This window comes from Spirosoma sp. 48-14 (assembly GCF_001898575.1).
In the GTDB taxonomy this organism is placed as follows: domain Bacteria; phylum Bacteroidota; class Bacteroidia; order Cytophagales; family Spirosomataceae; genus Spirosoma.
This window is the reverse complement of sequence record NZ_MKUD01000002.1, coordinates 132,425-159,412: the sequence shown is the minus strand read 5'-3', so window position 1 is coordinate 159,412 and position 26,988 is coordinate 132,425. Positions and strand designations below refer to the sequence as shown.

The following is a 26,988-nucleotide window of genomic DNA, read 5'->3' as shown; positions in this document are numbered from 1 at the left end:
AACAGAAGTTAGATAATAACAAAACCGAGGCTATTGCCATCTTAGCAATAGCCTCGGTTTTGTTATTATCTAAAGGCCTGTAGCGAAGCGATGAAGGTGCCGTATTAATTCGCGTATTGCCCGGATAGCAGGCTGCTGACCCTTCTTATTTTTATTGATGGATCAGTCCCGTGCGCCCAATATGCTAGTGGTTAAGTTTGCCAGAAAGCCGATAATACACATTCACACCGGTCACCTAAAACGTCATTCTCAAAAATAGTTCGGCTTGAGACGAGAGAGCGTTCATGAAGCTGCTTTCAAATGAGAGGAATGAAAGCGTAATCCAGGATGGGGATCGGTATATAGGGCAACGTGAACGCCAGCCAAATGCATGACAAGCACTAAATAGTCCAGATCAGGGTAGCGCTTACCACTACCTCAATAGATAGGTAAGTCCTACCTGAGGTAGCCCAAAAGCCTGAATGTTGGTCGATAAATCCACCCATTCGAATCGATAACTAAGGTCAAGCCGGAGCGGCTTCAATAAACTAATGCTAATCCCTGGAGTGAGTTGAGTGGACTGGATGGCTAAGCTGGCATAGCTCATCCCAGAAACCTCATTGGCCCTTCGTTTCCCAAACTGATAGGATGCTTCCAGGAAGGGAGACAGGCGGGTCTTGGTAAATTGATAACGAGCATAAGGGCCTACTGAAAGATCAGTATAGCCAAAATCGCCCACCCATTCTCTAGACCAACTGGCAGCTATGCCAACTGCCAGCTGCTTAACCAAAAAGTAACTTCCATGAACTTGAAGGCTATTGCGGTTTTTAAGCAGATTTCCTTGCGTATATCCCTCTTTAACCCCCATTTGCCAGCTACCAGTCTGAAAGGGAGTAGGGGTTTGTGGCGAGGCTTGTTTTTGAGCGAAAGCCTGTTGGAGTAGTGAGCTTGCTACGAAGACGATGAGGTTGATGTATTGTTTAGTTTTCATATGAGATTTTGCTATTTACCTAGAAACGGCTAAGCCAACTTCTCAGTATGTAAACAACGAGCGTGTTCAGTAAAGTGTGTCAAGTTGGATTGAGCTAACTTGACACACTTTACTGAACACGCTCAGTTGACAGGAATTGCACCGGCTCACCCAGAAATCGAGTAGTGCGTACTTGCCCCGGAAATCGCTTAGCTACTGAGCGACACCCATCTCGCCGAAGCGTCGCCCGGCCCTTTTTTTACTTTTAGTTGGCAACGTACAGTATAATTCTAAGTAAGTTATTTTTAAGCGTTTAAGCCAGCTCTGACTAGCTAACAAAGCTCACCACTAACTTATTCATGAAAACCAGTACTTACCGTTTCATCGCTGCTTTGGGCTGCCTCCTGCTACAGGTTGTGGACTGCCTCTCCGCCAACGCCCAGCAGGGGCCTCCTGTGTCACTCCCTGCCAACATTACCGCCATTCAGGCCATTACGCCCCAGGGAGAATTGCCCGGTCGGTCCATTCCGTATTACCTGCGCAGTGGCGAAGGCGAACGCTACCTGGTTGGTGGGTTCGTGGCTTGTCTGATGGCCCGGGGTATCGATACCGACAACCTCTATGAGTGGATGGTGCTGACAGGTGGAAAGGGGGCGCTGCTACCTTCGCATACCCATAGCCAAACGCATGAGGTAATTTTTGTGCTTGACGGCGAAATTGACTTGTGGCTTTCCGGCCAACATTACCGCATGATTAAAGGCGATTTCGCTAGCATTCCACCCGGAACCACCCACGCTTTTCGGATGCAGTCGCATCATACTCAGTTGATGTCGATGAATAGCGGCCATCAGATGACCGCGCTTTACAAGACGCTGGGTAAACCGTATGCGGGGTACGTGCAGCCCTCGGATAATATTTCCGCCCTAGACCCGGCCGCACTCAAACAGGCCGAGAAAGCCGCCGACATCCACTTTGATGGCAAGCCATTACCGGAAGGCAACGCTCAGCGCGTGGTTAACGCCCAACTGCCTAAGAGTGTTGTGCCGTATGTACTGGCCGCTGGCGAAGGGGATCATTATACCATTGCGGATCAGTTGTTTGGCATCCTCTGCGACAACGCGACCACCAACGGCAAACTGCTGGTGGTCACTTGTGAAGGCCCGGCTGGGCCGATGATCGGCAAACATTTTCACATGAAGCACTCCGAAACGTTTTTTTGCCTCGATGGGCAACTACGGATGGTGTCGAACCAGGTGGTGCTTGACGTTTATCCTGGTGATATTGTTACGCTGCCAGCGGGTACGATTCATGCTTATCAGCACCTGAAGCCGTATACGCACCACGTAGGTTTGCTGACACCGAGCATTTTTGAGTTATTTTTCCGTTCGCAGGCCCCCTCTACGCAACATGTCTATCCACAACAGCCCACGGGAGGCCTCAACGCCAGCCGGTTTGCCGAGCTGGACATCGTGCCGTTGGAGCGCCCCGGCCCGCCACCCTCACCCCGGCATTAATTCCCCAAACCAGCGAACGCCCAGCTTCGATATGAGCCGGGTGCTCGCTGGTCACATATCATTAAATACATCATGCGTATTGTTTGTCAATTCAATGATTCTGGGAAAAGCTTCACACCTGCAACACCCTTTTGCCGCTGTGTCTGTTAAATAGATTGAGCCTTATAATAGGGGTTCTTGTTCTAACGGGGCACGTCCTGCTGAAAACAGGCGGCTAAAGGTGCTGTTTTCTTTGTATCCACGCTTTTTCTATTAGGCTTACTGTTTGGTTAATACCTTGTCTCACCTTTATCGATCAACTTCCTAGCTAATTTCGAGGTAGCCCCAGGGCTAAAAAATCAATTTGATAGTACTTCTTATTTGTCGGTTTTAGCTACCCTTTCATCAGGCTGTGCGCTGATCTTCCAAATGCCGATTGTAGTGTTTGTTCTCTCCAAGGTTGTCCAACCCCTTTATGCAGGTGTACAGGCATCACGCTTGGATCATTATACTGGCCATTGCAGGAGTTATTGCCACGTCTCCCGAAATTTACAGCTAAATCCTGGTGGCGCTGCCTTTGTTGGGCTTATATGAGATCAGCATCTTTGTATCTACGATTACAGATCATTATGCTGAACACACTGGTTGCACGGATTCTACAAAAGTAAAATACAAACCGAAGTATGGCGCTGGGATCGTTACTGCGGGCGAAAAACTGTCATCTTACTTTGATCCGTTGTGAGGTATGGCCCACCTATGAGGTCGATGCAATAGGGGATAGCAGGGAAAACAACCGACAGACATTGACCAATAGCCTTGGGCTTACCCGGTAAATTAAGGATGAGTGTTTGATTTCGAATTCCCGCTGTTTGGCGCGATAGAATGGCCGTAGGAACGTATTTTAAGCTTTCCTGACGCATCAGTTCGCCAAAACCCGGCATCATTTTATGGCAGACAGCTTCAGTAGCTTCGGGCGTTACATCGCGGGGGGCTGGGCCTGTACCTCCCGTGGTTACAACCAGGCAACAGCCTTCTTTATCGGCTAACTCTATTAGGGTGGCTTCGAGCTGGTCCTGTTCGTCAGGAATAACCCGGTAGACGGGCTCCCAGGGGCACGTCAGCCATTCGGTCAATAGACTCACTACCGCTTTGCCGGGAATGTCTTCATAAATGCCTGCACTAGCCCGGTCAGAAACGTTAATGATACCGATTTTAGTCATAGTGGTAGTAAGTATTAGGAGCGAGGAGTGAGGAGCGAGAATCCATCCGGCAGCAATTTTGCGTCCGCCATTCTCGCTTCTCACTCCTCGCTCCTAACTACTGATAAATTAAGGTTTCTTCCGCTTTAACGCCAGATCGTGGGCCGTATCGTAATACGAGCGGAGGCTGCTCCAGTCAAATACGTCGGCAATGCTTTCTACCAGGTTTCGCTGTTTGATACGGTCGCGCTGTGCCATTCTGACAAAACGATAAAGCACATCGGCCAGTTGGTCGGCAGCTTCGTTGAACGACTGCGTCCGGCGGTTGATTACATAAATACCCCTGTTTTCGTAGTCGCGCATGATTTGCATGATGAAATCGCCAAAGCCCGACTGGTCACTCGTAACGGTTGGAATGCCCCGAACTACACATTCCAGTGGCGTATAGCCCCACGGCTCGTAATAGCTTGGGAATATGCCCAGGTGACAACCCCGAACAAACTGGCTGTAATCCAGGCCAAACAAGGGATTTGTAGACGCAATAAAGTCGGGGTGATAAACGATTTTAACCCGGTCGTATTCGTTATTGACCAGATTAGCTTGCCGGATAAAGCGAGTCATATCATCTTCCTGAACCAGATTGTGTGTGACAAAAGGAGGAAGATGTTTCGTTTTCCAGCTTTGTACCGTCCGACGGAGACGAAGCCTCCAATATTCATCAACAAAGCTATTCAGATCAGGAAGTGTGGTACTCTGCGTATTGGATGCAGCCGCATGAAAGAGCCGTTCACCAACCTGTTTCTCAATGCTTTCGCAGGTATCCTGGATTTCATCAAGCAACGCACGCGAATGAAGGACGTCGGGATTGATGGATGTGTACGGCTGTTTGGTAACCATAAACATCACAATCGTGGTATCCATATTGGCCTGACGCATTCGGTAGTTCAACCGGGCAAGAGCTTCGAGCGTGAGATCGTAGCCTTTATTGGAAAACTCGAAGCGACCCGAGGTGAAGAAGTACAGTGTTTTTTCCAGATCGAACGAATAGCTCTGAAAAAAATGCCCCATCACAAACTCATGAATCTTTTGTTTGTACTGGACGTGTAGATTCTGGAATTCGTGAACGGCGGCAAATCGGGTAACGTTCAGGCCATTGGGTAGAACAAGATCAGGGTTTCGTCCGAGGAAAACTTCACACTCCCGGGCCGTAACGTCACTTACCGTCGTAAATACGTGCGATTGCAGAGCGGCCAGCCGCTCGATAGTGGCCTGCGTTTCAATGCCGTAATGCTGGGCTTCACGCTTCCAGTCGAAGAAGGGGAGCTTGCCGTAGAAACCGGATTCGTTCTGCGCCAGATACCGTCCGAGCATTGTAGCATGCGTGGTAAAGACCGTGGCTACTTTTACATTATCGCGACGTAAGTCGGGCAGGCCAGTACTGGCCATCCACTCGTGAAAATGCGCAACAAAATCGACCCGACGAGCGTGATCTTCTGCCAGGAGCGTGATAAATAATCGGACCATTTCGCCAAAGGCAATGGTCTGATTGACAAGATCTTCTACGTTCAGTGTAGAAAGCTGATGCTTCAACCACAACTGCGTTTTGATCTCGTTGAGCTGTTCTACGCTTACACTATTAATATCGAACAGAACTACCCTGGGGCGCCCCGTAACGAGCCAGTAACCGTATTCTACTCCATAGCCCAACTGTCGCATTTTTCGAACAGTTTGCCCAATTTCTGTTTCGTCAGCGTCAGTGATGGGTTCAAATTCGGCAGCCGATCGTTGTGGGAAATAAGGGCCAATAGCCACATAGTTATCATCCCATTTTTCGACCATTGCTGGCACTTTCGACCGGATAACCGTATAAATTCCTCCTACCTGATTGCACACCTCCCAGGCGATTTCGAGTAGGAGTTTCCGCTTCGATGTTGAAAATACCGATTCCAATGTTTTCTCAATTTTAATAGTTCAGTACGGATAATGCCGATTTGGGACGGCAATTAAGTACTATAAACAATAAAAGAAAAACTTGTTTATTTCAAATATGATTTTGCGTCGGTCACCTGCGTATTCTTTTGTTGCGATAAGGTGTAATTGAAACCCGGTTGAATGCTGTAAGCTCCATACTCGCCCTGCTTGTTAACGGCGATAAAGCCAACCTGTATATCTTTGTAATCCTGCTTTTTAACGATACGCATGGCTGCTTCTTCACAAGCTTGCTGGGGTGTTCGCCCCTGGCGCATCAGTTCGACTACCAGAAATGAGCCACAAGTACGCATAACTAATTCGCCCAGGCCAGTAGCGCAGGCTCCACCAATTTCGTTATCGACAAACAAACCGGCTCCGATGATAGGCGAATCACCTACTCGTCCGCGCATTTTGTAGGCTAGCCCACTGGTTGTGCAGGCTCCCGAGATGTTACCCTGAGCGTCGATCGCCAGCATGCCGATGGTATCGTGCCGCTCGATGTTGGCGATGGGTTTATATTTGGCCGTTTTAAGCCACTCACGCCATTCTTTTTCGGCTTTCGGAGTTAGTAGGTTTTCTTTCTTGAAACCCTGCGAGAGCGCAAAGTTCAAAGCCCCTTCACCACTGAGCATGACGTGCGGGGTTTTTTCCATAACAGCACGGGCTACCGAAATAGGGTGCATAATATGTTCCAGGAACGTTACCGAACCTGCATTCCCTTTTTCGTCCATAATGCAGGCATCCAGAGTAACATGCCCGTCGCGGTCAGGGCGGCCGCCGTATCCCACGCTCATATCGTTTGGATCAGCTTCGGGTACGCGAACGCCTGCTTCTACTGCATCCAGGGCCCGACCGCCTTTGTCCAATACAGCCTGTGCGGCAGCATTTGCTTTAGGCTGCTTCCAGGTAGACAGGACCAGTGGGCCACTATTAGCAGGCATAGAATTAGTAGATAAACCTGTGATTGCTGCCTTATCAACAGACGATTGTGGCGAGCTAAATGAGAATGATGGAAAGAGACCAGCGAGTGAGCTAAGCGTCAGAAAACGACGTCGATTTACCATAGGATGAAGGCTTATGGCCCAAAATAAAGGAATAAACCGTTGGTAATCGCTACTTTTAGTCAATTTATTCAAAAGGAAATATGACTCAGTCTGACAAGCATATATTACTCATGGATGGGCCCGATAGTAAAGGCCTGATTTACCACGTAACGGGTGTACTGTTTCGGCATAATCTGAATATTATCCACAATGATGAATATGTGAGCCCGTCCGGACAGTTCTTTATGCGCACCGAGTTTGAAGGTGTTTTTGATAATACCGCGTTATTGCATGAGCTACAAACAACGCTGCCCGATTCGGCCAATAGCGGAAAAATTACGTTTCGGCTAAATCCAAAGCGAAAAAAAGCTATTGTCGTTATGGTTACTAAGGAGCACCATTGCCTGGGTGAGTTGCTGATTCGCTATGCATTTGATGAACTCGATGCCGATATTCTGGCCGTTGTCAGTAATTATAATGTACTACAACCGTTGGTCAGCAAGTTTGGCATTCCCTTTCATTACATTTCGCATGAGGGTAAAACCCGTGAGGAGCACGAAGCGGCTATTCTGCGAACTATGGCGATTTATGAACCCGAATACGTAGTCCTGGCCAAATACATGCGGGTACTAACGCCCGACTTTGTCCGTCATTTCCCGAATCGAATTGTGAACATACATCACTCATTTTTGCCCGCGTTCATTGGTGCCAATCCTTACCGGCAGGCTTATGAACGAGGAGTTAAGATTATCGGGGCAACGGCTCACTTTGTCAATAATGACCTGGATGAAGGGCCAATCATCGCTCAGAATGTGAAAGAAGTAGATCATCGGCATACGGCTGCCGATATGGCAACCGAAGGTAAGGATGTTGAAAAAATTGTGCTTTCACAGGCTCTGAAACTGGTTTTCAACGATCGGGTCTTTATTTCAGGCAACCGGGCTATTGTTCTGTAATTCGGTGATTTGGATGATCGCCTGAATTTTCTCGCTGTTTGCTTCGATGTGTTCATATTCGCCAGGAATAGCTGATGCCATGGATACAGACGGCTGCCGATAATGCATAAGGCTATCTTTTTTCTGACCACCACTCAGATGTAAGGCATCGACACCGGCCTCAATCAATCGTGCTGCATTCCTGGCATTAACCCCGGCCCCCGCCATAATTTCGATGCGTCCGGCTGCCTGTTGGGTAAGTTGTCGAAGCAAATCGATGCCTTGCTCTGCAGTAGATTGCTGACCCGACGTAAGAATCCGCTCTGCACCAGTTCGGATAACGGCTTCCAACGCTTCAAGTGGGTCGCGGGTCATGTCGAAAGCCCGGTGGAAAGTAACAGGCAGTGGGCTGGCTAATTCAATCAGGTGGCGTGTTTGCTCCTCATCAATCGTACCATCGGCATTCAGCAAACCGAGAACAAGCCCATCAGCCCCCAGCGACTTGGCCATTTGTATATCGGCTTTCATAACGTCGAGTTCATGATCAGAATAGAGGAAATCCCCACCCCGTGGCCGAATCATGACGTACATAGGAATGTGCAACTGCTTTCGTGCTAGTTGGATAAGGCCAGCGCTGGGGGTAGTACCCCCTTCGGGAAGGCCACCACATAGTTCGATTCGTCCGGCGCCAGCCTGTTGAGCTGTTAGGCAGGACGTAAGCGAATAAGCACAGATTTCGATAAGCATATTTTTCGATTTTAATGGGTAAAGCATCAGGATAAAGAAGCACTAAATAGAACTGGCAACCTGAAACTTTACAGCGTACATTTTGAACTTGAAACAAAAGAAATAATTTCGCGTTAAACGCCTAAATCCCAATGGGGCAACGGTAGCGAACATTTTTGCGTAAAATAGCTTGCATATTAACGGTTTTTTTACTTTTGCACCCTTATTAAAAAATAGACTTAAAAGACGAACACACTATGTACTGGACACTCGAACTTGCGTCTTACCTGGAAGATGCCCCCTGGCCGGCCACCAAAGATGAGTTGATTGACTATTCAATTCGCTCTGGTGCGCCCCTCGAAGTAGTTGAAAATTTACAGGAACTCGAAGATGATGGTCAGCCTTACGAAAGTATTGAAGAAATCTGGCCAGATTATCCAACCAAAGACGACTTCTTCTTCAATGAAGATGAATACTGAGTTGTTCGAGCCATTCCACATAAAAAAGGCGTAATCCATTCAAGAGGGTTACGCCTTTTTTATAACGGGGTAATACGGGATTCCGGTACATTACTTTTTGCTCTTTACCGGCCGATCGTATTTTTTGGGTGCGTATAAAAAGCCAAAGGCTTCTGCCCCCTCTTTCGTATGCACTTTGTGGTGAATGTAGTGCGCCCGCATGATTCGCTGCATGTATCGTCCGTCGGTGTTGATCTTCATCTTTACCCGACGATGTACGATGACATCGTGAAAGACAAAATAAAAGAAACCATAGAGTGTAACACCAGCCCCAATCCAGGTTAGAAAGCTCAGAGTAGGCACTTCTACACCAATCAAGATCAGGCTTATTGCCGTAAGGCTAAACACTACCGCGAATAAATCGTTTCGTTCAAAGAAACCAGGATGATGATTGTGATGATCGCGGTGCCAACTCCACAGGAAGCCATGCATCACGTACTTGTGTGTAAACCATGCAACACCTTCCATGAACAGGAAAGTCCCTAAAACCAACGCAACGTTTACCAGCATTTTTATGTTATCTGATTAGAATTAGTAAAAAGACTACTGTTTTTTCGTACGTCTTATTTCTTGCTAACGGTTTGCTGAGTCGAAAAGTTGAGACAGATCGACACAGTTTTTAACGAAAAATAGAGATGTCGGTGATCTTCTTGCAAGTTTAGAGAAAAGCCGTATCTTTATCGCAATTCGGTGCTCACCAGATGAACCCATCGGTTATGGACTATCAGGCACTCAAGAACCTGGTCAAACGGGGAGAGGGTAGCAATTTAGAGTTCAAGCTGAAAACAAATCATCCCGAGAAAATCATTCGGGGCGTGGTAGCCTTCGCTAATTCAAATGGCGGTATCATGCTCATCGGCGTCGGTGACGACAAGTCGATTCCGGGACTGAAATATGCCGATGAGGACGAATACCTGCTCGTCCGGGCTATCAACAAATTTTGTTTTCCGCGAATTTCCTACACTATTGAGCGTGTACAACTCTACGACGAACGCGAAGTGCTTGTGATTCGGGTGCCCCGCAGCCCCACACGCCCTCATTACATCATTCCCGATCCTTCCAATCCCGATGATAAAAAGGCGTACGTACGCGTAGGGGATAAGTCGGTGCAGGCAAGCCGCGAAGTGCGCGAGATTTTGAAGGGAGAGCAGGCCGAACGCAATATTCGCTTCAGCTATGGCGATAAGGAACGTATGCTGATGCAGCACCTGGGAGAACACAATAGCATTACGGTTGATTTATTTGCCTCCATTGCCGGAATATCGCGACGAATTGCCTCCCGAACGCTCGTGCTGCTGGTACTGGCCAATGTGCTGGAGATTCATCCCAGCGATGTGGTGGATCGATATACCACGCGGGTTTTGCAGTAAAATCGGTGAACCGCTTCGGTAGGATTGGAGAAAAGCGTACTTTGTGATGCTTACCAGTTACGTATCACAAAGTCAACAACTATGGCCAAAACAGCCACTGCTCATAAACCCTTCGTTCCTGCCAGTCAATCACCCGCAGAATTTACGCTCAAAGCCGTTATTACTGGAGCCGTATTTGGCGTATTGTTCGGAGCGGCAACGGTTTATTTATCCCTTAAAGCGGGTTTGTCGGTATCCGCTTCCATTCCGATTGCCGTATTGTCCATTTCGCTCGGCCGGAAGTTCCTGAATACAACCATTCTGGAAAACAACATCATTCAGACAACAGGGTCGGCTGGGGAAAGTATTGCCTCGGGGGTGGTATTTACTATGCCGGGATTCCTGTTTCTGACAAATGGCAGTGGGGCCGACTTTTTTAACTACTGGACCATTCTGACTCTGGCTATTCTGGGCGGCCTTATCGGTACGCTTATGATGATTCCACTACGCCGATCCCTGATTGTGCAGGAGCACGGAACGCTCCCGTATCCTGAAGGAACAGCCTGTGCTTCCGTACTGATTGCGGGTGAAAAAGGGGGCGATTTTGCCAAGACCGCGTATCAGGGATTGGGGGTAGCACTGCTGTATGCGTTTCTGCAAAAGGTACTGCATGTGATTGCCGAAGTACCCGTTTGGGCTACGAAACAGGCCAACCGATATTTTCCGTCGGCACAGGTAGCCGGTGAAATCACCCCAGAATATTTAGGTGTAGGCTATATAATTGGCTTTCGGATCTCGGCAGTGTTAGTAGGGGGCGGTATTCTGGCATGGCTCGGCCTGATTCCCTTATTGGCATCGGTTGTACCCGGCGATACCATTGCCTTACAATTGCAAAAATTGGGATACTTGACCAATCTTCAGACCGCAGGTGGTCCCGGTGGCTGGAATCCCACAACGCACAGTTTTAACGATACAGCTGTAGCTATCTACCGGGCGTATATCCGGCAAATTGGTGCCGGTGCGGTCACGGCCGGCGGCTTTATGACCCTGATCAAAACCATTCCGACCATTGTGTCGTCGTTTCGGCAGAGTTTCAGCCGGTCGTCGGTTGCGGGTATGGAGCAGGAAGAGAACATGAGCGAAAGCAACCGTACAGCCCGTACTGAGCAGGATCTGAACGTTCGGATTGTCGTTATCGGTAGCATCGCCTTGGCGGCTCTGATGGTTATACTCCCACAAATTCCGGGCGATTCCATCCTGACCAAATTGCTCATTGCCATACTGGTCATTGTTTTTGGGTTTTTCTTCGTTACGGTTGCCAGCCGGATTGTGGGCCTGATCGGGTCAAGTTCCTCACCTGTGTCGGGCATGACCATTGCTACCATTATGGGGACCTCGCTGGTATTTATCGGCTTTGGGCTTACGGGCAAACTCTATGAGCCAGCCGTACTGGTAGTAGGTAGTATGATTTGCGTAGCGGCTGCCAATGCCGGAGGTACCTCGCAGGATCTGAAAACAGGTTATCTGGTCGGGGCAACCCCAAAATATCAGCAGATGGCGCTGTTTATCGGCGTTATTGTTTCGTCATTGGTGGTCGGGGCTACGGTCAAAATTCTGGATACGCCTACACCGGATTTAGTGGCGCAGGGGATCACTCATGCGATTGGCTCCGATAAATTCCCGGCTCCACAGGGCACGTTGATGGCTACGCTCATCAAAGGGTTGCTCTCGTTTAATCTGGATTGGCAATTTGTACTGGCCGGGGCTTTTATTGCCTTTGTGTTCGAACTGGTTGGCGTGAGCGCCTTAGCCTTTGCGGTAGGTCTATATCTGCCGCTTTCGACCACGCTGCCCATTTTTGCGGGTGGCTTAGTGAAAGCCATCGTCGACTGGAATGCCAAGCGTAAAGGAATTGTCGAAGAAGATGCTGACCTTGGAAAAGGGAATCTGTTTGCTACGGGCTTAGTTGCCGGAGGGGCGTTGGCTGGTGTACTCGTTGCGCTATTGTCGGTAAACGAATCCGTTTATAATGCCTTGACATCGTTGACCGTTGAGCCAGCTTTGGCAAATGCTCTGGGCGAAGGTGGCTATGAGTTATTGGGTGCCGTCGCCTTTTTAGGTCTGGCAACTATCTTGTGGCGTGTCGCCGAGAATAGACATTCCTAGATTCAGTAGCGTCTAAAGTATAACATTGTAGGTATCGTAAGGGGTTAAGTATCAGTAAAGTAAATCTTAGGTTTGCTTTTGGTCTTAACCTCTTTTCATGATCATGCTACCTGCACTCTCTTCTTTCTTTTATCGAATTGCGTCCTGGAAAACGCTTTTGCTGGGATTAGCTCTTTACATCCCGTTTCCGGCCTATATTTTTAAACACCTCGAAGCCGACATGAATGCGTTGGCCGGGAAGTCACTGGGGCCAATCGATTTGCTGGTTGGGTATGACCCAGGCCGAGTTATGCAGATGGTGTCTGAGTATGGTCCAGAAGGGCGGGCGTTGTATGCCAGGGGAGAATTGACGGATGATCTGGCCTATCCGCTTATTTATACGTTTCTGTTATGTGTAATTCTTTCGCTGCTATATCGAAACCGAATCTATTCACCCTTTCGGCTTGTAAATATTGTTCCGGTCTGGATTTGGGCATTCGATCTGCTGGAGAATCTCTGTATCGTGTATTTGCTCAAAAGCTATCCTGAAACCTCAATAGCAGTAGCGTCGTTCTGTTCGGTATTGACCAATCTGAAATGGGCTGCTTTTGCGGTTGTTTTAGGCTTTATCGTGTATGGATTTGTTCGGTGGGTTGTAGGTGGGCGACAGCCACAATTGGGATAGAACGGCTTACTTAGCCTGCCCCGCTTTCTTTAGCATCTCGACCACTTTATCGACAGGTAATTGTTCGATCTGATGGCTTTGGTCGCCGGTAAGTGTTTGCGCGGCAAATAGTGAATTGATAATGGCTTCTTCTGTTGCTTCAATGGCTGCCAGGAAGAGGGGCGAAGTGTTGTCGTTACGAAGCAGTTTTAAGTCGTCGAATGGGTTGCTGGTTTCATGGGGAATGCGATAGGCAGTCGATACCGCAATCACATAATCACCACTGCCGTTGGAGGCAATACCACCCGTTTGAGCAAGCCCCATGAAAGCACGTTTAGCGAGTCGTTTGAGGTTACGGGCGTCCAATGGCGCGTCGGTCAGGACAACCATCATACAGGAGCCGTCGAGGTTCTCTTTGAACGAATATTTTCCTAGCGCTACTCCGACAGGAACACCCGCAATTTGCAGGACACCACCGAAATTAGTCTGCACTAATGCACCGACGGTATAACCACCCAATGAGGCAGGTAGCTTACGCGACGCTGTACCGATCCCTCCTTTGAAACCAAAGCAGATGGTGCCAGTCCCTGCGCCTACATTACCTTCCTCAACGGGCCCCGATTTGGCTTGTTTGAGCGCATCCAGCACATGTTGTTTGGTAACGTGCCGACTACGAATGTCGTTTAGAAAACCATCGTTGGTTTCGCCTACTACCGAGTTTACGGAGCGCACCTGTTCGTTGCCCGGTTGCGATAGTGTATAGTCGATCAGGGCATCGGCGGCTGTAGGAACACTGAGCGTATTCGTCAGCACGATGGGCGTTTCGAGGGTGCCCAGTTCGTCCACCTGACTGATGCCTGTAAGCTTTCCAAAACCATTGCCGATGTAGATGGCTGCCGGACTTTTCTGCTGAAACTGGTTACCTTCGTGAGGTAAGATGGCGGTCACCCCTGTCCGAACATTCTGACCTTGTTTAAGCGTAACCTGGCCTACTCGTACACCTGGCACATCGGTGATAGCGTTGAGCGGCCCCGTTGGCAGTACACCAAACCGGATACCATAGTCGCGAGGACGTTTGGGTGTTTGCGCCATGACAGCGTTGATAAAAAAGGCGAAGAGAAGAAAATGGTAAAAACGGGTAGGAGTCAGCATCTGACAACAGACGTTTGTTTCGACCAATTTAGGATAAACCAGCTTAAAAAGGGTTAATTCAGTGGCAATCTGTCTTCATCAGCGTGTAGTCGTAGCCTTGAGCAGGGTCTTTCAAAACCCATTTTCCTTGTTTTTCAATACGTTCTCCTTCTCGCCAGGTGATGGCATCGCCTTTTAGGGTGAATACTACTTCATAAGTTTGTGTCATCCCCTCACCTGAACGTTGCCAGTCAGCGGTGATCTGATTGCCGGATTCTGTTCCCTTTAGTGTTCCCGACGCTCGGTCCTTCTCAAAAGGGAGTACCTCTAATCGACCTGTTATAGCTGATCCATTTCTGACTACTTGCAATAGCGTCGAATCTTTCCCTTCTATCTGCTGAAAGCATAATGTATCGGGTTGAGTAGCCGATTGTGCAGTCAATGAGTCTCCTAACGAGGATGATTCGGTATGTTTAGTTTGTTGCTGGCAGGCGGTCAACGAGGCTCCAAGAGTAAATAGTGAGATTAGCAGGTGTGTTAAATAGGGACGTTGTTTCATCATGAGCAAGATAATCTTTTTGTTGAGGGAAGAAATACGTAAAATGGCCAGAAAGGCTATTTCTGACCATTTTACATGTTAGTTAGTTACGCTTTTTATCGTTGATCTGATTCGTAGAAAATCAATCGGCTACGTACCTGCCTGAGTTCGTGCTGAAGACTCTCGACACGCTCCAAGAGGTCACTTACCACATCCAGATCGTCAGCATGAATGGCTAAATCCTGGTGCAGACGAACAAATTTCTCTAATCGACCCAGTTGCTCAGGCTGTACATACGTAGTCTGCTCAACGGTGGTTATCTCAATCAGTCCGTTATCGGCCAGCGTTTCCACAAATGTGATTTCGATGTGGTGATGGGTACAGAAGTCAAGAACGGATATCAGATGCTGGGTTTGCATAGGTCAAGGTGTTAAAGGGTTGATAACTGGCGGAATAGCTCTTTCTGTTGATCGGTCAGGTTGGTAGGAAGTTTTACTTGCCAGGTAATGTAGAGATCACCGAAATTGCCGTCCTGCTTATATACGGGAAACCCTTTGCCTTTCAGGCGCACTTTGGTACCATTTTGCGTTTCGGGTTTCACCGTTAGCTTGACCTTGCCGCCCATTGTATCGACCACACGCTCTCCGCCCAGCAGGGCCGTGTACAGGTCGATCTCTTCATTGATGTACAGATCATTGCCTTTCCGTTTGTAGCGGGGATCTTCATCAATGACGAAGGTAATATACAAATCGCCGTTGGGGCCACCGTTTACACCCGGCGCACCATAACCCGCCAGTTTGATTTTTTGCCCATCTTCAATACCCGCCGGTACCGTAATGCGAATCGCTTTGCCATTCACCGTCATAGTCTGCTTATGGGTGGTATAGGCTTCCTGGAGGTTTAGGTGAAGATCGGCCTGATAATCCTGACCTTTGAACTGCGTACGTCGGCCGCCCCGCGCTCCGGCTTCCTGACCGAACAACGACGAAAAGAAATCAGAGAAGCCAGCACCACCAAAGCCATCGGAAAAATCGTAATCGCCCGTATCACTTTGGGCATACTGCTGACGGTATTGCTGCTGTTGCTGCCGGGCATCTCCATGCCGGGCCTGCTCAAATTGATCGGCATGTTGCCAGTCTTTGCCGTACTGATCGTATTTCTTGCGTTTCTCAGGATCGCTCAGAACCTCGTTGGCTTCGTTGATCTGTTGAAATTTTTTATTGGCCTCTGCATCGTTCGGATTGAGGTCGGGATGGTGTTTCCGGGCCAGTTTCCGATAGGCTTTCTTAATATCGTCGTCCGATGCTGTTTTCGGTACGCCCAGAACGCTATAATAGTCGATAAAGTCCATGTTGGGTGGGAATAAATAGAGTTATAATCAACTCTATAAACACAAAAGTGGCCGGGAAGGTTGGCTATTACTGTGATAGGTAACAAAATTTATATAGTACAGCCTACTCGATGCTATTGGCGATCAGCGGAAGGGTAACGATAAACTGCCCATCTGTTTCCTGAATGATGGGTTTAGGCTGATTGAGCATCTGGTATTTGGTCAGAATATTGGTCAGGCCAACGCCATTGGAAGCTACGCGTACGGTTTTCCGCTGTATAGTATTACGAACCTGTAGATGTGATTGCGCATCGGTTAGGATGTCGATGCTGAGCGGTTGGTCGGGAAGGACAATGTTGTGCTTAACGGCATTCTCGACCAGAAGTTGGAGCGTAAGCGGAGGAAGACGATAGGTTTGATAACGGTCATCAATAGTCACGTTCATCGTCAGTCCTGATCCATGCCGGGTTTTCAGCAAGTGATAATACGATTGAATAAAATCCAGCTCAGCACCTAGCTCGGTCAGGTGCTGATCGTTGGCGCGAAGTAGATACCGATACACCGTACTGAGTTCCTCCAGAAATACTCGTGCCTGTTTAGGATCATCCTCAATGAGCGAATCCAGAACATTCAGACTATTGAATAAGAAATGCGGATTGACCTGCTGCTTTAGCGCATCGAGCTGACTTTGTAAATTGGCCGTACGTAGTTTTTCCTGTTCCTTCTCTGCCAATCTCAGCTTTTTCTGGTAAAGTGCCGAATCGCGGGCAAAAAACAGGGTTTCGTAGATCGTCTGAAAAAAGATAAAATTAACGGCTGCCTGCACAAAATCGAATCCGTACAGATTTAGGGCAATCGTCGCTTTATTAATCGTAATACTGGCTGTGTGACCATACGAGTGATAGCCTAGCAGGGTGCCATGAGTAACCCAGTATCGAATGGCGCCTGTTACCCAGAGGCTTACTGTTGTTGCTACACTCCCTGCCAGAAACGTCAGGAGTAGCCGTTTCCAAATGTCTTTCCTGGAAAAATATTTCTGTCGGAAATGGAATACGATCGCCCGAATGACGTGCCAGGTTATCGTAATGGACACCAGACTAATAAAAATGCGGAGTAAAATGTCACCTGTTAGCGGCTGCCTATGAAAACCATTGCCGGTTATGCTGAATGCCAGTATTAGGGTAATGCCAACTATACGCAACCATTTGTCATTGATCGTGTTCAACGTGAAGCAGTTCAGGCTTTTCGGTAAAGATAATGTTTGTTTCAATAGGACGAAACAGCCATTATTGAGGAGTGTGGGGTTACTCAATCATAATGCTGGTTACCTCAGTTTACGGGATTGAGATAACCAGTATGGCTAAAAATCTACAGCATAGAGGGTTTCTAATCGACGTTGATTCAGGCTCTCGGGTAAATACCGGAACAAACCGTTCCGCAGGAAGGCCAGCAGGGGACTACTGGTTTGGGCTAACTGGCCAATACGCCAGGAGGTATTGGTAATGTAATGAGTACGCTGTAATCGTCGGAGGTCGAAGGCGGCAAACGCGGCTTCTGTCGGCTGATTTTTAGCTAATTCGTCAGCCAGAATAACCGCATCTTCAATAGCCTGACAAGCACCCTGACCCATATTGGGGGTTGTAGCGTGAGCGGCATCACCGAGTAAAACGGCTCGCCCGAAAACGTAGCTGTTTAATGGTTTCAGATCGATAATGTCGTTCCAGATCAGCGACTCGTTGGGGGTTTTCGCTATTAATTCAGGAATAGGCGCATGATAATTCGCAAAGCGGTCGGCTAGTTTTTGAACCGTCATCTGACGCATTTCATCCGACTTAGCTGGGGCATTGATACAGGCAAACCAGTATACCTGATCGTTCGCCATCGGAACAACACCAACCCGGCCTTTAGTACCCCATGTTTCGGTAGCTTCCTGCAACGTGTTACCTGGAAGGTTTACAACGGCCCGCCAGCAGGTATAACCCGCATAACGAGGTAAGCAGCCTGGTATCAGTTGTTGCCGAATCGGTGAGCGTATACCATCGGCCACGAGCAAATAATCCGTTTTATGACTGGTGCCGTCGTCGAAGTAAACCGTTATGCCATCAGATTGACGATTGAGGTGAATGGTTCGTTTGCCGGTACGAATGCTATCTGGAGGGAGTTGAGCCAGGAGGATTTTGTGCAGATCGGCCCGATGAATGGTGAAATTATTGACCCCAAAGCGTTGACTTACAATTCGGCTATCGGTGCGGGTAATTTTGTCCCCTTGCTCGTCGAGAATGGTAAAGGCATCAAGCTGGCGGCCAGCGTGTATAATCTGATCGGCAATCCCCAGTCGTTGAAACGCTTTGATGGCATTTGCCGCCAGCGCCAGACCAGCACCTGATGGCTGCATAGTTGGAGCTGCTTCGAAAACAGTGGTGGGGATATTTTTTCGATTAAGAGCAATGGCTGTAGTTAAACCGGCAATACCACCACCAACGATAGTGAAAGAAGATTTTTTTTTCATACGTCGTTTTACTACTCTTGAACTGTGAGGAATCGTTAGACTGTCAAATAGTAACGATTTGACAAATTTTCATACGCTTGTCTTTTACTAAACCGTTCGTTTGTCTATTTATACTGAACACTCTTTGTCTATAAGAGGAAGTGTCACGATAAATAGACCCCTATCTTCCTGAATGGTTGGAATGGGTTGATTTAATATCTGATATTTTGACCATATATTGGCCAGGCCCACACCATTAGAGGCTACCCGGACCGTTTTTCGCTGTACATTGTTTCGAACCTGTAGCTGATTTTGCTCATTGGTCGAAATAGCAATGGTTAATGGGTTGTCTGCTAAAATTACATTGTGTTTCACGGCGTTTTCGACCAATAACTGCAAGGTGAGCGGAGGCAACTGGAGCGCCAGTAGTACGGGCGAAACGGCCCATTCTACCCGAAGGGCCTGCCCATGCCGCGTTTGCAGCAAATGACAGTATGAGCGGATAAACGCCAGTTCGGAAGCTAACGGAATCAAAATCTGATCGTTGGCTCGTAACATATAGCGATACACCGAGCTGAGTTCATCCAGAAAAATGCCAGCCTGTTGTGTATCATCGTCAATCAGCGCACTTAGCGAGTTCAGGCTGTTGAATAGAAAATGGGGGTTGATCTGTGCCTGTAAAGCCCGGATATGCACCTCCGTTTTTTCCTGTTCCAGACGTTGCATCACCAGTTCTGCCTCTAATTGGTCGCGGTGGTGTTTTTCTCGCTCGTGCATAAGCTCCTGTTCAATCATGGCATTGCGAATGGCTGCCCTACGCTGGCGGTAGCTCAGCCCTAGCGAGAAACAGACCAGTTCGGCAATGATACCAGTTTGCATATAGGTTAGTGATACCATCCAGAAGGGCCCGGCCCAGTCTTCATTAGGTCTGACCATTGATAGAAACATCGATGTTAGCCCGCCGACCAGTAGAAAAAAGGTCCCTATGGCATACAGGCGCGATACAGGATCGCACAACGATAGCATTTGCTGAATGCCATAAACACCCAGAACGGCCATTGCTAAACGCATCATGATAAACGTTACTTCGTAGAAAACTGGATTCCATAACGATGGCCCGTAGCAAAGCAAAAGATGAATACCGATGTAAATGACAATGCCAATCTTTATTCGTTGCAACTGGCGGTAAAAATTGGGTAGCCGATGACGTAGGTCGAGAATAGAGTCGATGAAGTCGAAATAAATGTAATAGGCTCCCATGGGTGCGACCGCCCGAACGAAATGGTTGGTTTCAAGAGAAAACCAATCGCGGAATGTATACACGCGCAGGCCAAAGTAGAATAACCAGGCCAGCATGTATAATGTATACAGGCCATAGTTTCGATCCCGATACGTAGTCCATTGGACTATGTTCATCAACATGATCGAGAGTACCATGCCTGTAAAAACCGCGCCCCAAATCTGGAAGGTCATAAGGTAACATGTCATTCAAGGTCATCTGGCTTCGTCGACATTGGTAGTTATCTTGTTTGATGGCCCCAATGACTATCAATGACGGCGAAGCCGATGACTAAAACTTATTACTATTTCTCGATCAATACGTTGGTCTGGGCGTTTGCTTCAAAGGTATTGGCTGTACTGAGGTCGGTATTGGCCGAAGCCCCATAGCTGACGAACACGCCATAACCGCCACTACCACTGATTTTTGTATTCTTAACCGACATCAGGGCTTTCGTGCCGTAAATCGCAATGCTGGCTTTCTTAGCCGATACGATCACACTGCTGCCAGCGTTGCTAACCTCGGCATATTCTAATTCATTCTTACTATCCTGCGAGTAGCAGATAATGCCTTTCCAGGAGGGCGTTGTGCGGTCGGCTCCGGTAAAGACGATTTTGTTGGTCGTTGTTCCTTTGGCTGATAAATACCCAGCAGTGTTGACCCGGATAACAGCATCGCGGTTCATTTCGATGGTAACCCCAGGCGCTAGTTTCCAACCTGCATCGACCGAGAAGTCGCCACTGATCCGATAGGGGGTTTTGTCGTTGAAGCCATTCCAGGCCACCTCGTTGGTACCCTTGATACCCGATGGTGTAATGTCGACGATGTTGCGGCCATTGCCACCCGTGAAGGTTGAAGCGGCATCAAGCTTGGCTACGTTTTCGGCATTTAGCAGGATACCTGCTTCTGTATTGCTGGTAAAGCTGTTCTGAGCAAACTCCCTGAGGATACCACCGTCCAGCACATACAGGCCGTAGCCATCGTTTTGTGAGAACAGACAGTTTTTCAGCGCAATCTGAGCGCGGCTTCCTCCCGACATGAACAGGGCGGCTTTGGTGGTGCTGTATACCGTGCGACTGCCTGCGTGCATTACCTCTACGTATTCCATTGTGTTGGCATTGCTGCCTGAGTAGAGCGACACGCCTATCCAATAACCTTTGGTTTTCTGTACGCCCACAAACTTGATTTTATTCTCTGCCGTTCCTTTAGCGATTAGTAAACCACCGCCATCGTTGACATTCATCCGCACATCACGCTCGAAGGCAATAACCACCCCTGGATTGATCGTCAGTTCGTTGTTGACATCAATACTTTTCGTTACGATATAATCGGGCAGATCAGGATTCAGGACGCGGTCGATCAGAGTGGTTTTAACGGTGATGTTCGCCGTAATTGCCAGAGGTTCAGCTACAGAGGCCGTTATGAGTACTTTGTCGGTACTTTTACCATTGGTGCTGGTCACGGCCAGTTCCAGTTCATACTCCCCGATTTCGTCGGGTTTGAAGGTGGGTTTAAACGAAGCCGCGTCGCTTAGGGTAACGGTGCTTTTAGCGGGTTTACGCACCAGCGTCCATTGGTACGATAAAGGCTTGCCCTGGCTGTCGTTGGAAGCTGACCCATCGAGATTGACAGTCTGCCCAACCTGTACCGATTGATCAGGACCGGCGTTGGCTGTAAGCGAGCCCGATGGGTTAACCTCGGTTTCTTTCTTGCAACTGGTCAGCAAAAAGAGGCTGGCCATCATAAACGAAATGAGCAGTTTAAGGCCGACTACTGCCGGGGTAAAGGTAATGCGGGCCGGGAGGGCCAGCGTTTGGTACGTTGGTGTTGGTTTCATGAAGAGGCCGCTCGTGCGGAGATTTGTTGTTTAACGGCAACAAAGGTATTGGCACGCGTTATGGCCCGGAATACGGAATCGGCTGAAACGGAAAAAGCCGTGGTTGAACTGGCGTTGTTGGAGGTAGACTGTAGAAAACAGCCTATGAAGTGACGTTGATAAGCGGCAATCTGACCACAAATTGATCGTCTGTTTCCTGAACGGTTGGCATTGGTTGGCCAAGCATCTGATACTTTGCCAGGATGTTACTCAGGCCAACGCCATTGGATAACACCCGCGCCTGTTTTTTCTGTAAGGTATTTCGAACGGTCAGAAACGCTCGTTCATCTGTTTCAATACTGATCGTTAGCGGTTGATCGGCCAAAACGATATTATGTTTTACCGCATTTTCGAGCAGCAGTTGAAGCGTCAGAGGGGGAAGTTGGTAGGTGTCGAATCGTTTATCGACGGAAACGGTCAGAATAAGCCCGGAGCCATGTCGGGTTTTCAGCAGGTGGTAATACGAATCCACGAAGGTCATTTCCGTTGTCAGGTCGGTCAGATTCTGTTCACTGGCGCGGAGAATATAGCGGTACACGGAGCTAAGTTCTTCGGCAAATTGCTCGGCTTGGGCGGGATTTTCGCCAATCAGTGAAACCAGCGAATTGAGACTGTTGAACAGGAAATGTGGATTGACCTGCTGCTTCAGAATATCGAGTTGTCGCTGTACATGCAACTCTTTCAACTCGTATTCCCGTTTCACACTTTCCTTCCATTTCTGATAGGAATAGATAGACTCAAAAACACCGATGGAAAGCAGATTGCAAATAAAGCCAATCAGTAAAGTCCAGCGAAAAATGACGGGATCATAGCGATAGCCGGGAACCTTGAACCAGTCGTACAACAGGAAAATCAGGCAAACAAAAAGGACCGTGACAATGACATAGAACAGCAGACAGTAGAGGATGCGCCGGAGAGCCTGATCGAGTTCAGTGTAGCAGTAGCGCATATACTTCATCCAGGTATCCATGACCCAGGCAAAGGCTACATATAAAACCGTTATACCAGCCGTGACCGAAAAGAATAAGGCCAGATCGTTGAAATAACGGGGCCCCAGGACCAGGTAGTTCGCAATGAATATCGCCGGGTAACTCAACAGCATGACCAGAAGATCATAGCGGTCGAGTTTATACCATTGTTTCATGCGGTCCTGAATAGAAAGTCTACATTAAAGCGAGGTTAAAAATAGTGATTTATGGACTACGATGAACGATGTAGGCGTTGACTCTCAGTGGTAATTTTAGCGATAGTCAGCCGTCATCACCGTTCATCGGAGTCTTTGAAAAAGCGTTACTTCTCTGCCAGTTGAAGTTCGGCCGTTTTTTGCGCGATGTCGTGATTGATTTTCGGTACCGTTTTCAGGTATTCATAAATAGCACCAACTTCCCGATCCGATAAAACCATTTTGGGCTCCATCGGATATTTGAGGATACTGCCGTCGGGTCGTACGCCAAACTTCACAGCCCGGATAAACTGCTCTTTCGTATACCGGCTACCAATACCCGTTTTTTCATCGAAAGTCAGATTGGCAGTTATTACTTTTTTGCCGCTTTCGCCCACCATTTCGATACCACCGCCATAATACCCTTTGGTTTTTTCGGGATGGACTTTGTCCTGGTCAATCAGGTCGCCCGAATGGCAGGCATAGCAATCGCCAATGGCGTCGGCTGTGTAGCGGCCAAGGGCCACCAGATTGGCGCTATCAGGAAAAGCTACTACCTGACCCGTGTAGGGAAGTGGCTTCATAATGGTGTGAGCCAGTGCTTTCGAGAACAGCGAGAATTCGGACGCTGGCGCTTCCTGGTTCGAAGGTTGTACCGGGAAACGGTCGGAGCGAAGCCAGGAAATGACCGATTTCAGGTCTTCATCGGCCATGTTTGGATACTGAGGCATAACCGGTGCATACGAACCATCCCGTCGTATGCCTGTACGCAGGAAATACATCAGTTCACCGTCGGTCCATTTGCCAATACCTTTCTCTTTATCCTGTGTAATGTTTTTGGAGTAGAGCTTGCCGAAAATGGCTGGTACTTCGGCCAGGTATTTGCCGGTTAGGCGGTTGTTTTTGTCGGCATGGCACGACATGCACTGAATCTGGGCAATGACTTCACCACGAGCTACACGGGCCGGTGTGCTTTCGATCGTAATATCAGGAATGGTAGGTGGGTCGTAGGTAGGGACACCCACAATGGATACATAAGCGCCAAATCCAAGCAGTGCCAGAAGGACGCAGCCCAGGATAAGGCCGACAATTTTGAGAGCTTTTTTCATTGTATTTGTCTGTTTAAAGAGGAACATAGCCGTAAAGACCAAAGCAAAACTGCGGGCTAAAAGCCTATATACCAGTTCAGTTTCGGATGAAGCGGTATTCTAGTGGGCTGAACTGAAAAAAGGCCGTTGTGAAACGGCCTTTTTAGCTAGCTGAATTTTATGACCTGCGTCTTATTTCACCGCAATGGTACGCGATGGTTGAGCAGTAGGTGTGTTAATGCTCATCGCATGTACACTTTTGTCGCTACCCGAGACAATCTGGATCTGGTAGGCACCATCGTTCAATTCTGACAAATCGAATTTTACATGAACGTTACCTTCTTTTTTATTGATGTACTTTGTGGCGAGGGTAAACCCATCCGAATCCAGTAACGAAATCTCCATAGCTTTACCAGGCTCGCGTTCGATCATTACATTTACTTTCGATGGCACTGCCGATGGGTAAATGGCTACTTTATACGAATTTGTAATAGCCGTTGGGCCAACCGACACCGGAGACTTTGGTAAATGAGGTGTGTGTGCTGCAAACGTTGATGTACTCAGCAGTACAGCGGCAAGGAGTGTTGTGGCAATTGTTTTCATGACTTTCAGAAGTTATTTGTTGTTTATGATTCGCCGTAGCGGTTAAAAAAGAACAATACAAAAGTAGGGCGGCTCAATTCGCTGCTAAACAGATTGTTAGCCGAAGCGTTAAGATTCAAGGGTGAACCGCGTGAATCACACTCTCAATTGATAATTGCTGGTTTTGCGTAATCTGGCAAAGATGGATAGTATGAGAGAATCGTTTGATAAAGCCTGTATTGTGTACGGATACGACCTGAGGAATTTTACGGTGTTTGTTCTATATTGCATGAAGCAACATTACCATTCTTGGAACGATTGAATGACAAGTGGATACGCTGGGTCGCTATCCCCATTTCGATTCTGCTGGCCAACCTGGTCTACCTTAAAGAGTACAGCTACAATCCGGTAGTCTACTTTAGCTGGGCCATCTTCGGTATGGTCTATGTCGCTATTGTCTGGGAAATTCATGTGCGCTGGCTTATGCTGGTCCGTAAGCGCTACGAAGCGATTGAACAAACTCGTCGGCGGGTCTTATTTACGTTAGTAGGGCTGGGAGTAATAACTACGTTATCTCAGGTATTCTTCGTTTTCCTGACCGATGCTACAAACCTTGCGTTGGTTCCAATTACGGCTAAAGTCTATCTGATTTATTGGGCCATCGGCCTTGCAACAATGCTCCTGATAGGTGGTTTTTACGAAGTGACGTATTACCTGCAACGCTATCGACAGGCAGTTGAAGAAGCCGAAGCCGTAAAAAAAGCCGGTCTACAGAGTCAGTACGACAGCCTGAAAAACCAGGTAAATCCGCATTTTCTGTTTAATGCCCTGAACTCACTCTCGGCGCTCATTGCCGACGATAAAAAACGGGCTGGTTTGTTCATTGACGAACTGGCCAGTGTTTATCGGTATATCCTTCAGGCTGGGCAACGGCCGTTGGTAACCGTATCCGATGAACTGGATTTTCTGACGGCCTACCGGTATCTGCTCGATACACGTTTCAGCCGGAGCGACGGCCCCGCTACACTATGTTGGGAAATTGACATACATGAACAGGAACTGGATTGTCTGCTTCCCTCGCTTACGTTGCAGACACTCATCGAAAATGCACTGCGCCATAATAGTTTACTGGTTGAGCAGCCTTTACGAATCTGTATATACACCGACGATGGAATGCTGATTGTGCGCAATACGATTCTACGGAAAAAAGTGGCTGTTAATGTACAGCAGCAGGGAGGTGGCCTGGCAACGCTGGCCATTCGCTTTGAGTCGTTTGGATTAGCCCGACCTCTTATCGACGATGATGGTCATTTCTTTACTGTTCGACTGGCGCTCGCCCAAAAAGAACGGTTCGATGTTCATTCACTACTAGCTAAACCCGTTGTGTCTTGAAACTCCCTCACTACACAAAACAGGATATTACCATACAGTGGATTGTACTGCCTGTTTTCATATTGATTGAAAACAGCCTGCTTTTGGGGAGCCAGTACTGGCACAGCAGGCACATCTTTTTAGCGACCTCGATCATTATGTTGTTGTTTATGTACCCACACTGGTATGTAAACAATTTGATTACGTTGCAGTCGCACCGGATTTTTCCAAACAATCGGCAGTTTATTCAGCGGTTTATTCCGAATTTACTGCTGCTGGCACTCAACTCCAGTTTGTTCACAACGGTGGCCTGGTGGTGTTTCGGCCAGGTGGGTTTGCCCAATTATCAGCCTCAGCTTGAGCGGCTAGGCTATGGGCTGTTGTTTGTTGTGTTAACCGTACTGATTGTATCGTTTACCTATGAGAGTATCAATGCATTTGAGGAATGGGAGAAGACAATCATCGAAACGGAGCAACTCAAAAAGGCCAACTTACAGCGCAAGTTTGAGAGCCTGAAAAGTCAGATCAATCCCCATTTTTTATTCAATAGTCTGAATACACTCTCTTCGCTAGTTGAAGAAGATGCTGAAAAGGCCGAGTTGTTTGTCGAGGAAATGAGCAGTGTATATCGATATCTGCTCCGAAGTAATGAAGCACAGTTAGTGCCTCTTTCGGCAGAGATGCAGTTTGCCCGGTCGTATTTCCACTTGCTCCGTACGCGTTATGGCGATAACATTCGGTTGGAACATACAGTTGACAGCCGATTTGATGGCCATCTCTTACCGCCACTCACCTTACAATTGCTGCTCGAAAACGCCGTAAAGCATAACAGTATATTGCCTGAACAGCCGCTTCACATTTGTATCGAAACCCACCCCGATGCACGACTGGTTATTCGCAACAACATACAGCGACGAAGTGGTCGGGTTGTGTCGCATCAGGTTGGTTTATCGAACATCGCCACTCAGTATCGACTACTGGGTGAGGGCGATATTAACGTGCAGGACGATGATCGTTTTTTTACAGTGACCTTACCGTTGATTCGCCAGGGCTGACAGTTCATAACGGGTTCATACCGTTTCGACCAGCGATTTGCTGGTTTAGCGCCCATGTAGGTTGCAGATTGGTCGGTCTGTCATGTATTTTTAATG

General features: G+C 48.1%; 26 protein-coding genes. 9 read left to right on the top strand and 17 right to left on the bottom strand.

Annotation, left to right across the window (positions count from 1 at the left end):
• Positions 1–412: 412 nt before the first annotated feature.
• Entirely contained in the window at positions 413–970 is a 558-nt protein-coding gene (locus BGO59_RS03805; protein ID WP_293680771.1) for a hypothetical protein, read from the bottom strand.
• 338 nt (positions 971–1,308) lie between these two features.
• Here BGO59_RS03805 and BGO59_RS03800 point away from each other — a divergent pair, with 338 nt between their 5' ends.
• A complete protein-coding gene (locus BGO59_RS03800) occupies positions 1,309–2,463 on the top strand; it encodes a quercetin 2,3-dioxygenase (RefSeq protein ID WP_293680768.1) in 1,155 nt (384 codons plus the stop codon).
• A gap of 294 nt (positions 2,464–2,757) precedes the next feature.
• The gene (locus BGO59_RS03795) at positions 2,758–3,036 is read left to right on the top strand and encodes a twin-arginine translocase subunit TatC (RefSeq protein ID WP_293681161.1); all 279 of its coding nucleotides are present in this window, start codon (positions 2,758–2,760) and stop codon (positions 3,034–3,036) included.
• Between the two features lie 104 nt (positions 3,037–3,140).
• On the opposite strand, the gene mog is transcribed toward BGO59_RS03795, so the two are convergent.
• The 3 genes from mog to BGO59_RS03780 form a co-directional block, all read right to left on the bottom strand.
• The gene (gene mog, locus BGO59_RS03790; RefSeq protein ID WP_293680765.1) at positions 3,141–3,662 is read right to left on the bottom strand and encodes a molybdopterin adenylyltransferase; all 522 of its coding nucleotides are present in this window, start codon (positions 3,660–3,662) and stop codon (positions 3,141–3,143) included.
• A 108-nt stretch (positions 3,663–3,770) separates the two neighbouring features.
• Positions 3,771–5,591: a glycosyltransferase gene (locus BGO59_RS03785; protein ID WP_293680762.1), complete on the bottom strand. Its 1,821-nt coding sequence runs from the start codon at positions 5,589–5,591 to the stop codon at positions 3,771–3,773.
• An 86-nt stretch (positions 5,592–5,677) separates the two neighbouring features.
• A complete protein-coding gene (locus BGO59_RS03780) occupies positions 5,678–6,676 on the bottom strand; it encodes an isoaspartyl peptidase/L-asparaginase family protein (protein ID WP_293680759.1) in 999 nt (332 codons plus the stop codon).
• Between the two features lie 80 nt (positions 6,677–6,756).
• Between BGO59_RS03780 and purU the strand changes: the two genes are divergently transcribed.
• Positions 6,757–7,611, top strand: coding sequence for a formyltetrahydrofolate deformylase (purU, locus tag BGO59_RS03775; RefSeq protein WP_293680756.1), 855 nt, complete (start codon positions 6,757–6,759; stop codon positions 7,609–7,611).
• Here purU and BGO59_RS03770 read toward each other — a convergent pair.
• Complete coding sequence (locus BGO59_RS03770; RefSeq protein WP_293681158.1) at positions 7,585–8,337, bottom strand: copper homeostasis protein CutC; 753 nt, start codon at positions 8,335–8,337, stop codon at positions 7,585–7,587. The two genes, purU and BGO59_RS03770, sit on opposite strands and share 27 nt — an antisense overlap.
• Before the next feature lie 236 nt (positions 8,338–8,573).
• Between BGO59_RS03770 and BGO59_RS03765 the strand changes: the two genes are divergently transcribed.
• The gene (locus BGO59_RS03765; protein ID WP_009284883.1) at positions 8,574–8,795 is read left to right on the top strand and encodes a DUF2795 domain-containing protein; all 222 of its coding nucleotides are present in this window, start codon (positions 8,574–8,576) and stop codon (positions 8,793–8,795) included.
• 90 nt (positions 8,796–8,885) lie between these two features.
• Here BGO59_RS03765 and BGO59_RS03760 read toward each other — a convergent pair whose 3' ends face one another.
• The gene (locus tag BGO59_RS03760; RefSeq protein ID WP_293680725.1) at positions 8,886–9,344 is read right to left on the bottom strand and encodes a sterol desaturase family protein; all 459 of its coding nucleotides are present in this window, start codon (positions 9,342–9,344) and stop codon (positions 8,886–8,888) included.
• 191 nt (positions 9,345–9,535) lie between these two features.
• Between BGO59_RS03760 and BGO59_RS03755 the strand changes: the two genes are divergently transcribed.
• The 3 genes from BGO59_RS03755 (at position 9,536) to BGO59_RS03745 (ending at position 13,013) form a co-directional block, all read left to right on the top strand.
• Positions 9,536–10,204 carry a helix-turn-helix domain-containing protein gene (locus BGO59_RS03755; RefSeq protein WP_293680723.1) on the top strand — a complete coding sequence of 223 codons (669 nt, stop codon included), beginning with the start codon at positions 9,536–9,538 and terminating at the stop codon, positions 10,202–10,204.
• An 81-nt stretch (positions 10,205–10,285) separates the two neighbouring features.
• On the top strand, positions 10,286–12,349 hold the full coding sequence (locus tag BGO59_RS03750; RefSeq protein ID WP_293680721.1) for an OPT/YSL family transporter: 2,064 nt from the start codon (positions 10,286–10,288) through the stop codon (positions 12,347–12,349).
• A gap of 103 nt (positions 12,350–12,452) precedes the next feature.
• Entirely contained in the window at positions 12,453–13,013 is a 561-nt protein-coding gene (locus BGO59_RS03745; RefSeq protein WP_293680719.1) for a hypothetical protein, read from the top strand.
• 6 nt (positions 13,014–13,019) lie between these two features.
• Here BGO59_RS03745 and BGO59_RS03740 read toward each other — a convergent pair whose 3' ends face one another.
• The 11 genes from BGO59_RS03740 to BGO59_RS03690 form a co-directional block, all read right to left on the bottom strand.
• On the bottom strand, positions 13,020–14,084 hold the full coding sequence (locus BGO59_RS03740) for a P1 family peptidase (protein WP_293681155.1): 1,065 nt from the start codon (positions 14,082–14,084) through the stop codon (positions 13,020–13,022).
• Positions 14,085–14,202: 118 nt separating this feature from the next.
• Positions 14,203–14,685: a hypothetical protein gene (locus BGO59_RS03735; RefSeq protein ID WP_293680717.1), complete on the bottom strand. Its 483-nt coding sequence runs from the start codon at positions 14,683–14,685 to the stop codon at positions 14,203–14,205.
• A 92-nt stretch (positions 14,686–14,777) separates the two neighbouring features.
• Positions 14,778–15,080, bottom strand: a complete 303-nt coding sequence (locus BGO59_RS03730; protein WP_293680715.1) for a chaperone modulator CbpM — start codon at positions 15,078–15,080, stop codon at positions 14,778–14,780.
• Positions 15,081–15,091: 11 nt separating this feature from the next.
• Positions 15,092–16,012: a J domain-containing protein gene (locus BGO59_RS03725; RefSeq protein WP_293680713.1), complete on the bottom strand. Its 921-nt coding sequence runs from the start codon at positions 16,010–16,012 to the stop codon at positions 15,092–15,094.
• Positions 16,013–16,115: 103 nt separating this feature from the next.
• Positions 16,116–17,216, bottom strand: a complete 1,101-nt coding sequence (locus tag BGO59_RS03720; RefSeq protein WP_293680711.1) for a sensor histidine kinase — start codon at positions 17,214–17,216, stop codon at positions 16,116–16,118.
• Between the two features lie 135 nt (positions 17,217–17,351).
• Positions 17,352–18,500 carry an FAD-dependent monooxygenase gene (locus BGO59_RS03715; RefSeq protein WP_293680709.1) on the bottom strand — a complete coding sequence of 383 codons (1,149 nt, stop codon included), beginning with the start codon at positions 18,498–18,500 and terminating at the stop codon, positions 17,352–17,354.
• A gap of 108 nt (positions 18,501–18,608) precedes the next feature.
• Positions 18,609–19,952 carry a sensor histidine kinase gene (locus tag BGO59_RS03710; protein ID WP_293680707.1) on the bottom strand — a complete coding sequence of 448 codons (1,344 nt, stop codon included), beginning with the start codon at positions 19,950–19,952 and terminating at the stop codon, positions 18,609–18,611.
• Between the two features lie 110 nt (positions 19,953–20,062).
• The gene (locus BGO59_RS03705) at positions 20,063–21,595 is read right to left on the bottom strand and encodes a PKD domain-containing protein (protein WP_293680705.1); all 1,533 of its coding nucleotides are present in this window, start codon (positions 21,593–21,595) and stop codon (positions 20,063–20,065) included.
• Positions 21,596–21,737: 142 nt separating this feature from the next.
• Entirely contained in the window at positions 21,738–22,778 is a 1,041-nt protein-coding gene (locus BGO59_RS03700) for a sensor histidine kinase (protein WP_293680703.1), read from the bottom strand.
• A gap of 146 nt (positions 22,779–22,924) precedes the next feature.
• Positions 22,925–23,905 carry a cytochrome c gene (locus BGO59_RS03695; protein WP_293680701.1) on the bottom strand — a complete coding sequence of 327 codons (981 nt, stop codon included), beginning with the start codon at positions 23,903–23,905 and terminating at the stop codon, positions 22,925–22,927.
• Positions 23,906–24,076: 171 nt separating this feature from the next.
• Entirely contained in the window at positions 24,077–24,487 is a 411-nt protein-coding gene (locus BGO59_RS03690) for a T9SS type A sorting domain-containing protein (protein ID WP_293680699.1), read from the bottom strand.
• Between the two features lie 288 nt (positions 24,488–24,775).
• On the opposite strand from BGO59_RS03690, the gene BGO59_RS03685 reads away from it, so the two are divergent.
• Together BGO59_RS03685 and BGO59_RS03680 are read left to right on the top strand one after the other, a co-directional pair.
• On the top strand, positions 24,776–25,858 hold the full coding sequence (locus tag BGO59_RS03685) for a sensor histidine kinase (protein ID WP_293680697.1): 1,083 nt from the start codon (positions 24,776–24,778) through the stop codon (positions 25,856–25,858).
• Entirely contained in the window at positions 25,855–26,892 is a 1,038-nt protein-coding gene (locus tag BGO59_RS03680; RefSeq protein WP_293680695.1) for a sensor histidine kinase, read from the top strand. Before BGO59_RS03685 ends, BGO59_RS03680 begins: the two co-directional genes overlap by 4 nt.
• Positions 26,893–26,988: the final 96 nt, after the last annotated feature.

Coding starts and splice junctions, on each gene's coding strand:
- BGO59_RS03805 (WP_293680771.1), bottom strand. CDS start 970: ATGAAAACTAAACAATACATCAACCTCATCGTCTTCGTAGCAAGCTCA.
- BGO59_RS03800 (WP_293680768.1), top strand. CDS start 1,309: ATGAAAACCAGTACTTACCGTTTCATCGCTGCTTTGGGCTGCCTCCTG.
- mog (WP_293680765.1), bottom strand. CDS start 3,662: ATGACTAAAATCGGTATCATTAACGTTTCTGACCGGGCTAGTGCAGGC.
- BGO59_RS03780 (WP_293680759.1), bottom strand. CDS start 6,676: ATGGTAAATCGACGTCGTTTTCTGACGCTTAGCTCACTCGCTGGTCTC.
- purU (WP_293680756.1), top strand. CDS start 6,757: ATGACTCAGTCTGACAAGCATATATTACTCATGGATGGGCCCGATAGT.
- BGO59_RS03770 (WP_293681158.1), bottom strand. CDS start 8,337: ATGCTTATCGAAATCTGTGCTTATTCGCTTACGTCCTGCCTAACAGCT.
- BGO59_RS03765 (WP_009284883.1), top strand. CDS start 8,574: ATGTACTGGACACTCGAACTTGCGTCTTACCTGGAAGATGCCCCCTGG.
- BGO59_RS03760 (WP_293680725.1), bottom strand. CDS start 9,344: ATGCTGGTAAACGTTGCGTTGGTTTTAGGGACTTTCCTGTTCATGGAA.
- BGO59_RS03755 (WP_293680723.1), top strand. CDS start 9,536: ATGAACCCATCGGTTATGGACTATCAGGCACTCAAGAACCTGGTCAAA.
- BGO59_RS03750 (WP_293680721.1), top strand. CDS start 10,286: ATGGCCAAAACAGCCACTGCTCATAAACCCTTCGTTCCTGCCAGTCAA.
- BGO59_RS03745 (WP_293680719.1), top strand. CDS start 12,453: ATGCTACCTGCACTCTCTTCTTTCTTTTATCGAATTGCGTCCTGGAAA.
- BGO59_RS03740 (WP_293681155.1), bottom strand. CDS start 14,084: ATGGCGCAAACACCCAAACGTCCTCGCGACTATGGTATCCGGTTTGGT.
- BGO59_RS03735 (WP_293680717.1), bottom strand. CDS start 14,685: ATGATGAAACAACGTCCCTATTTAACACACCTGCTAATCTCACTATTT.
- BGO59_RS03730 (WP_293680715.1), bottom strand. CDS start 15,080: ATGCAAACCCAGCATCTGATATCCGTTCTTGACTTCTGTACCCATCAC.
- BGO59_RS03725 (WP_293680713.1), bottom strand. CDS start 16,012: ATGGACTTTATCGACTATTATAGCGTTCTGGGCGTACCGAAAACAGCA.
- BGO59_RS03715 (WP_293680709.1), bottom strand. CDS start 18,500: ATGAAAAAAAAATCTTCTTTCACTATCGTTGGTGGTGGTATTGCCGGT.
- BGO59_RS03710 (WP_293680707.1), bottom strand. CDS start 19,952: ATGACCTTCCAGATTTGGGGCGCGGTTTTTACAGGCATGGTACTCTCG.
- BGO59_RS03705 (WP_293680705.1), bottom strand. CDS start 21,595: ATGAAACCAACACCAACGTACCAAACGCTGGCCCTCCCGGCCCGCATT.
- BGO59_RS03700 (WP_293680703.1), bottom strand. CDS start 22,778: ATGAAACAATGGTATAAACTCGACCGCTATGATCTTCTGGTCATGCTG.
- BGO59_RS03695 (WP_293680701.1), bottom strand. CDS start 23,905: ATGAAAAAAGCTCTCAAAATTGTCGGCCTTATCCTGGGCTGCGTCCTT.
- BGO59_RS03690 (WP_293680699.1), bottom strand. CDS start 24,487: ATGAAAACAATTGCCACAACACTCCTTGCCGCTGTACTGCTGAGTACA.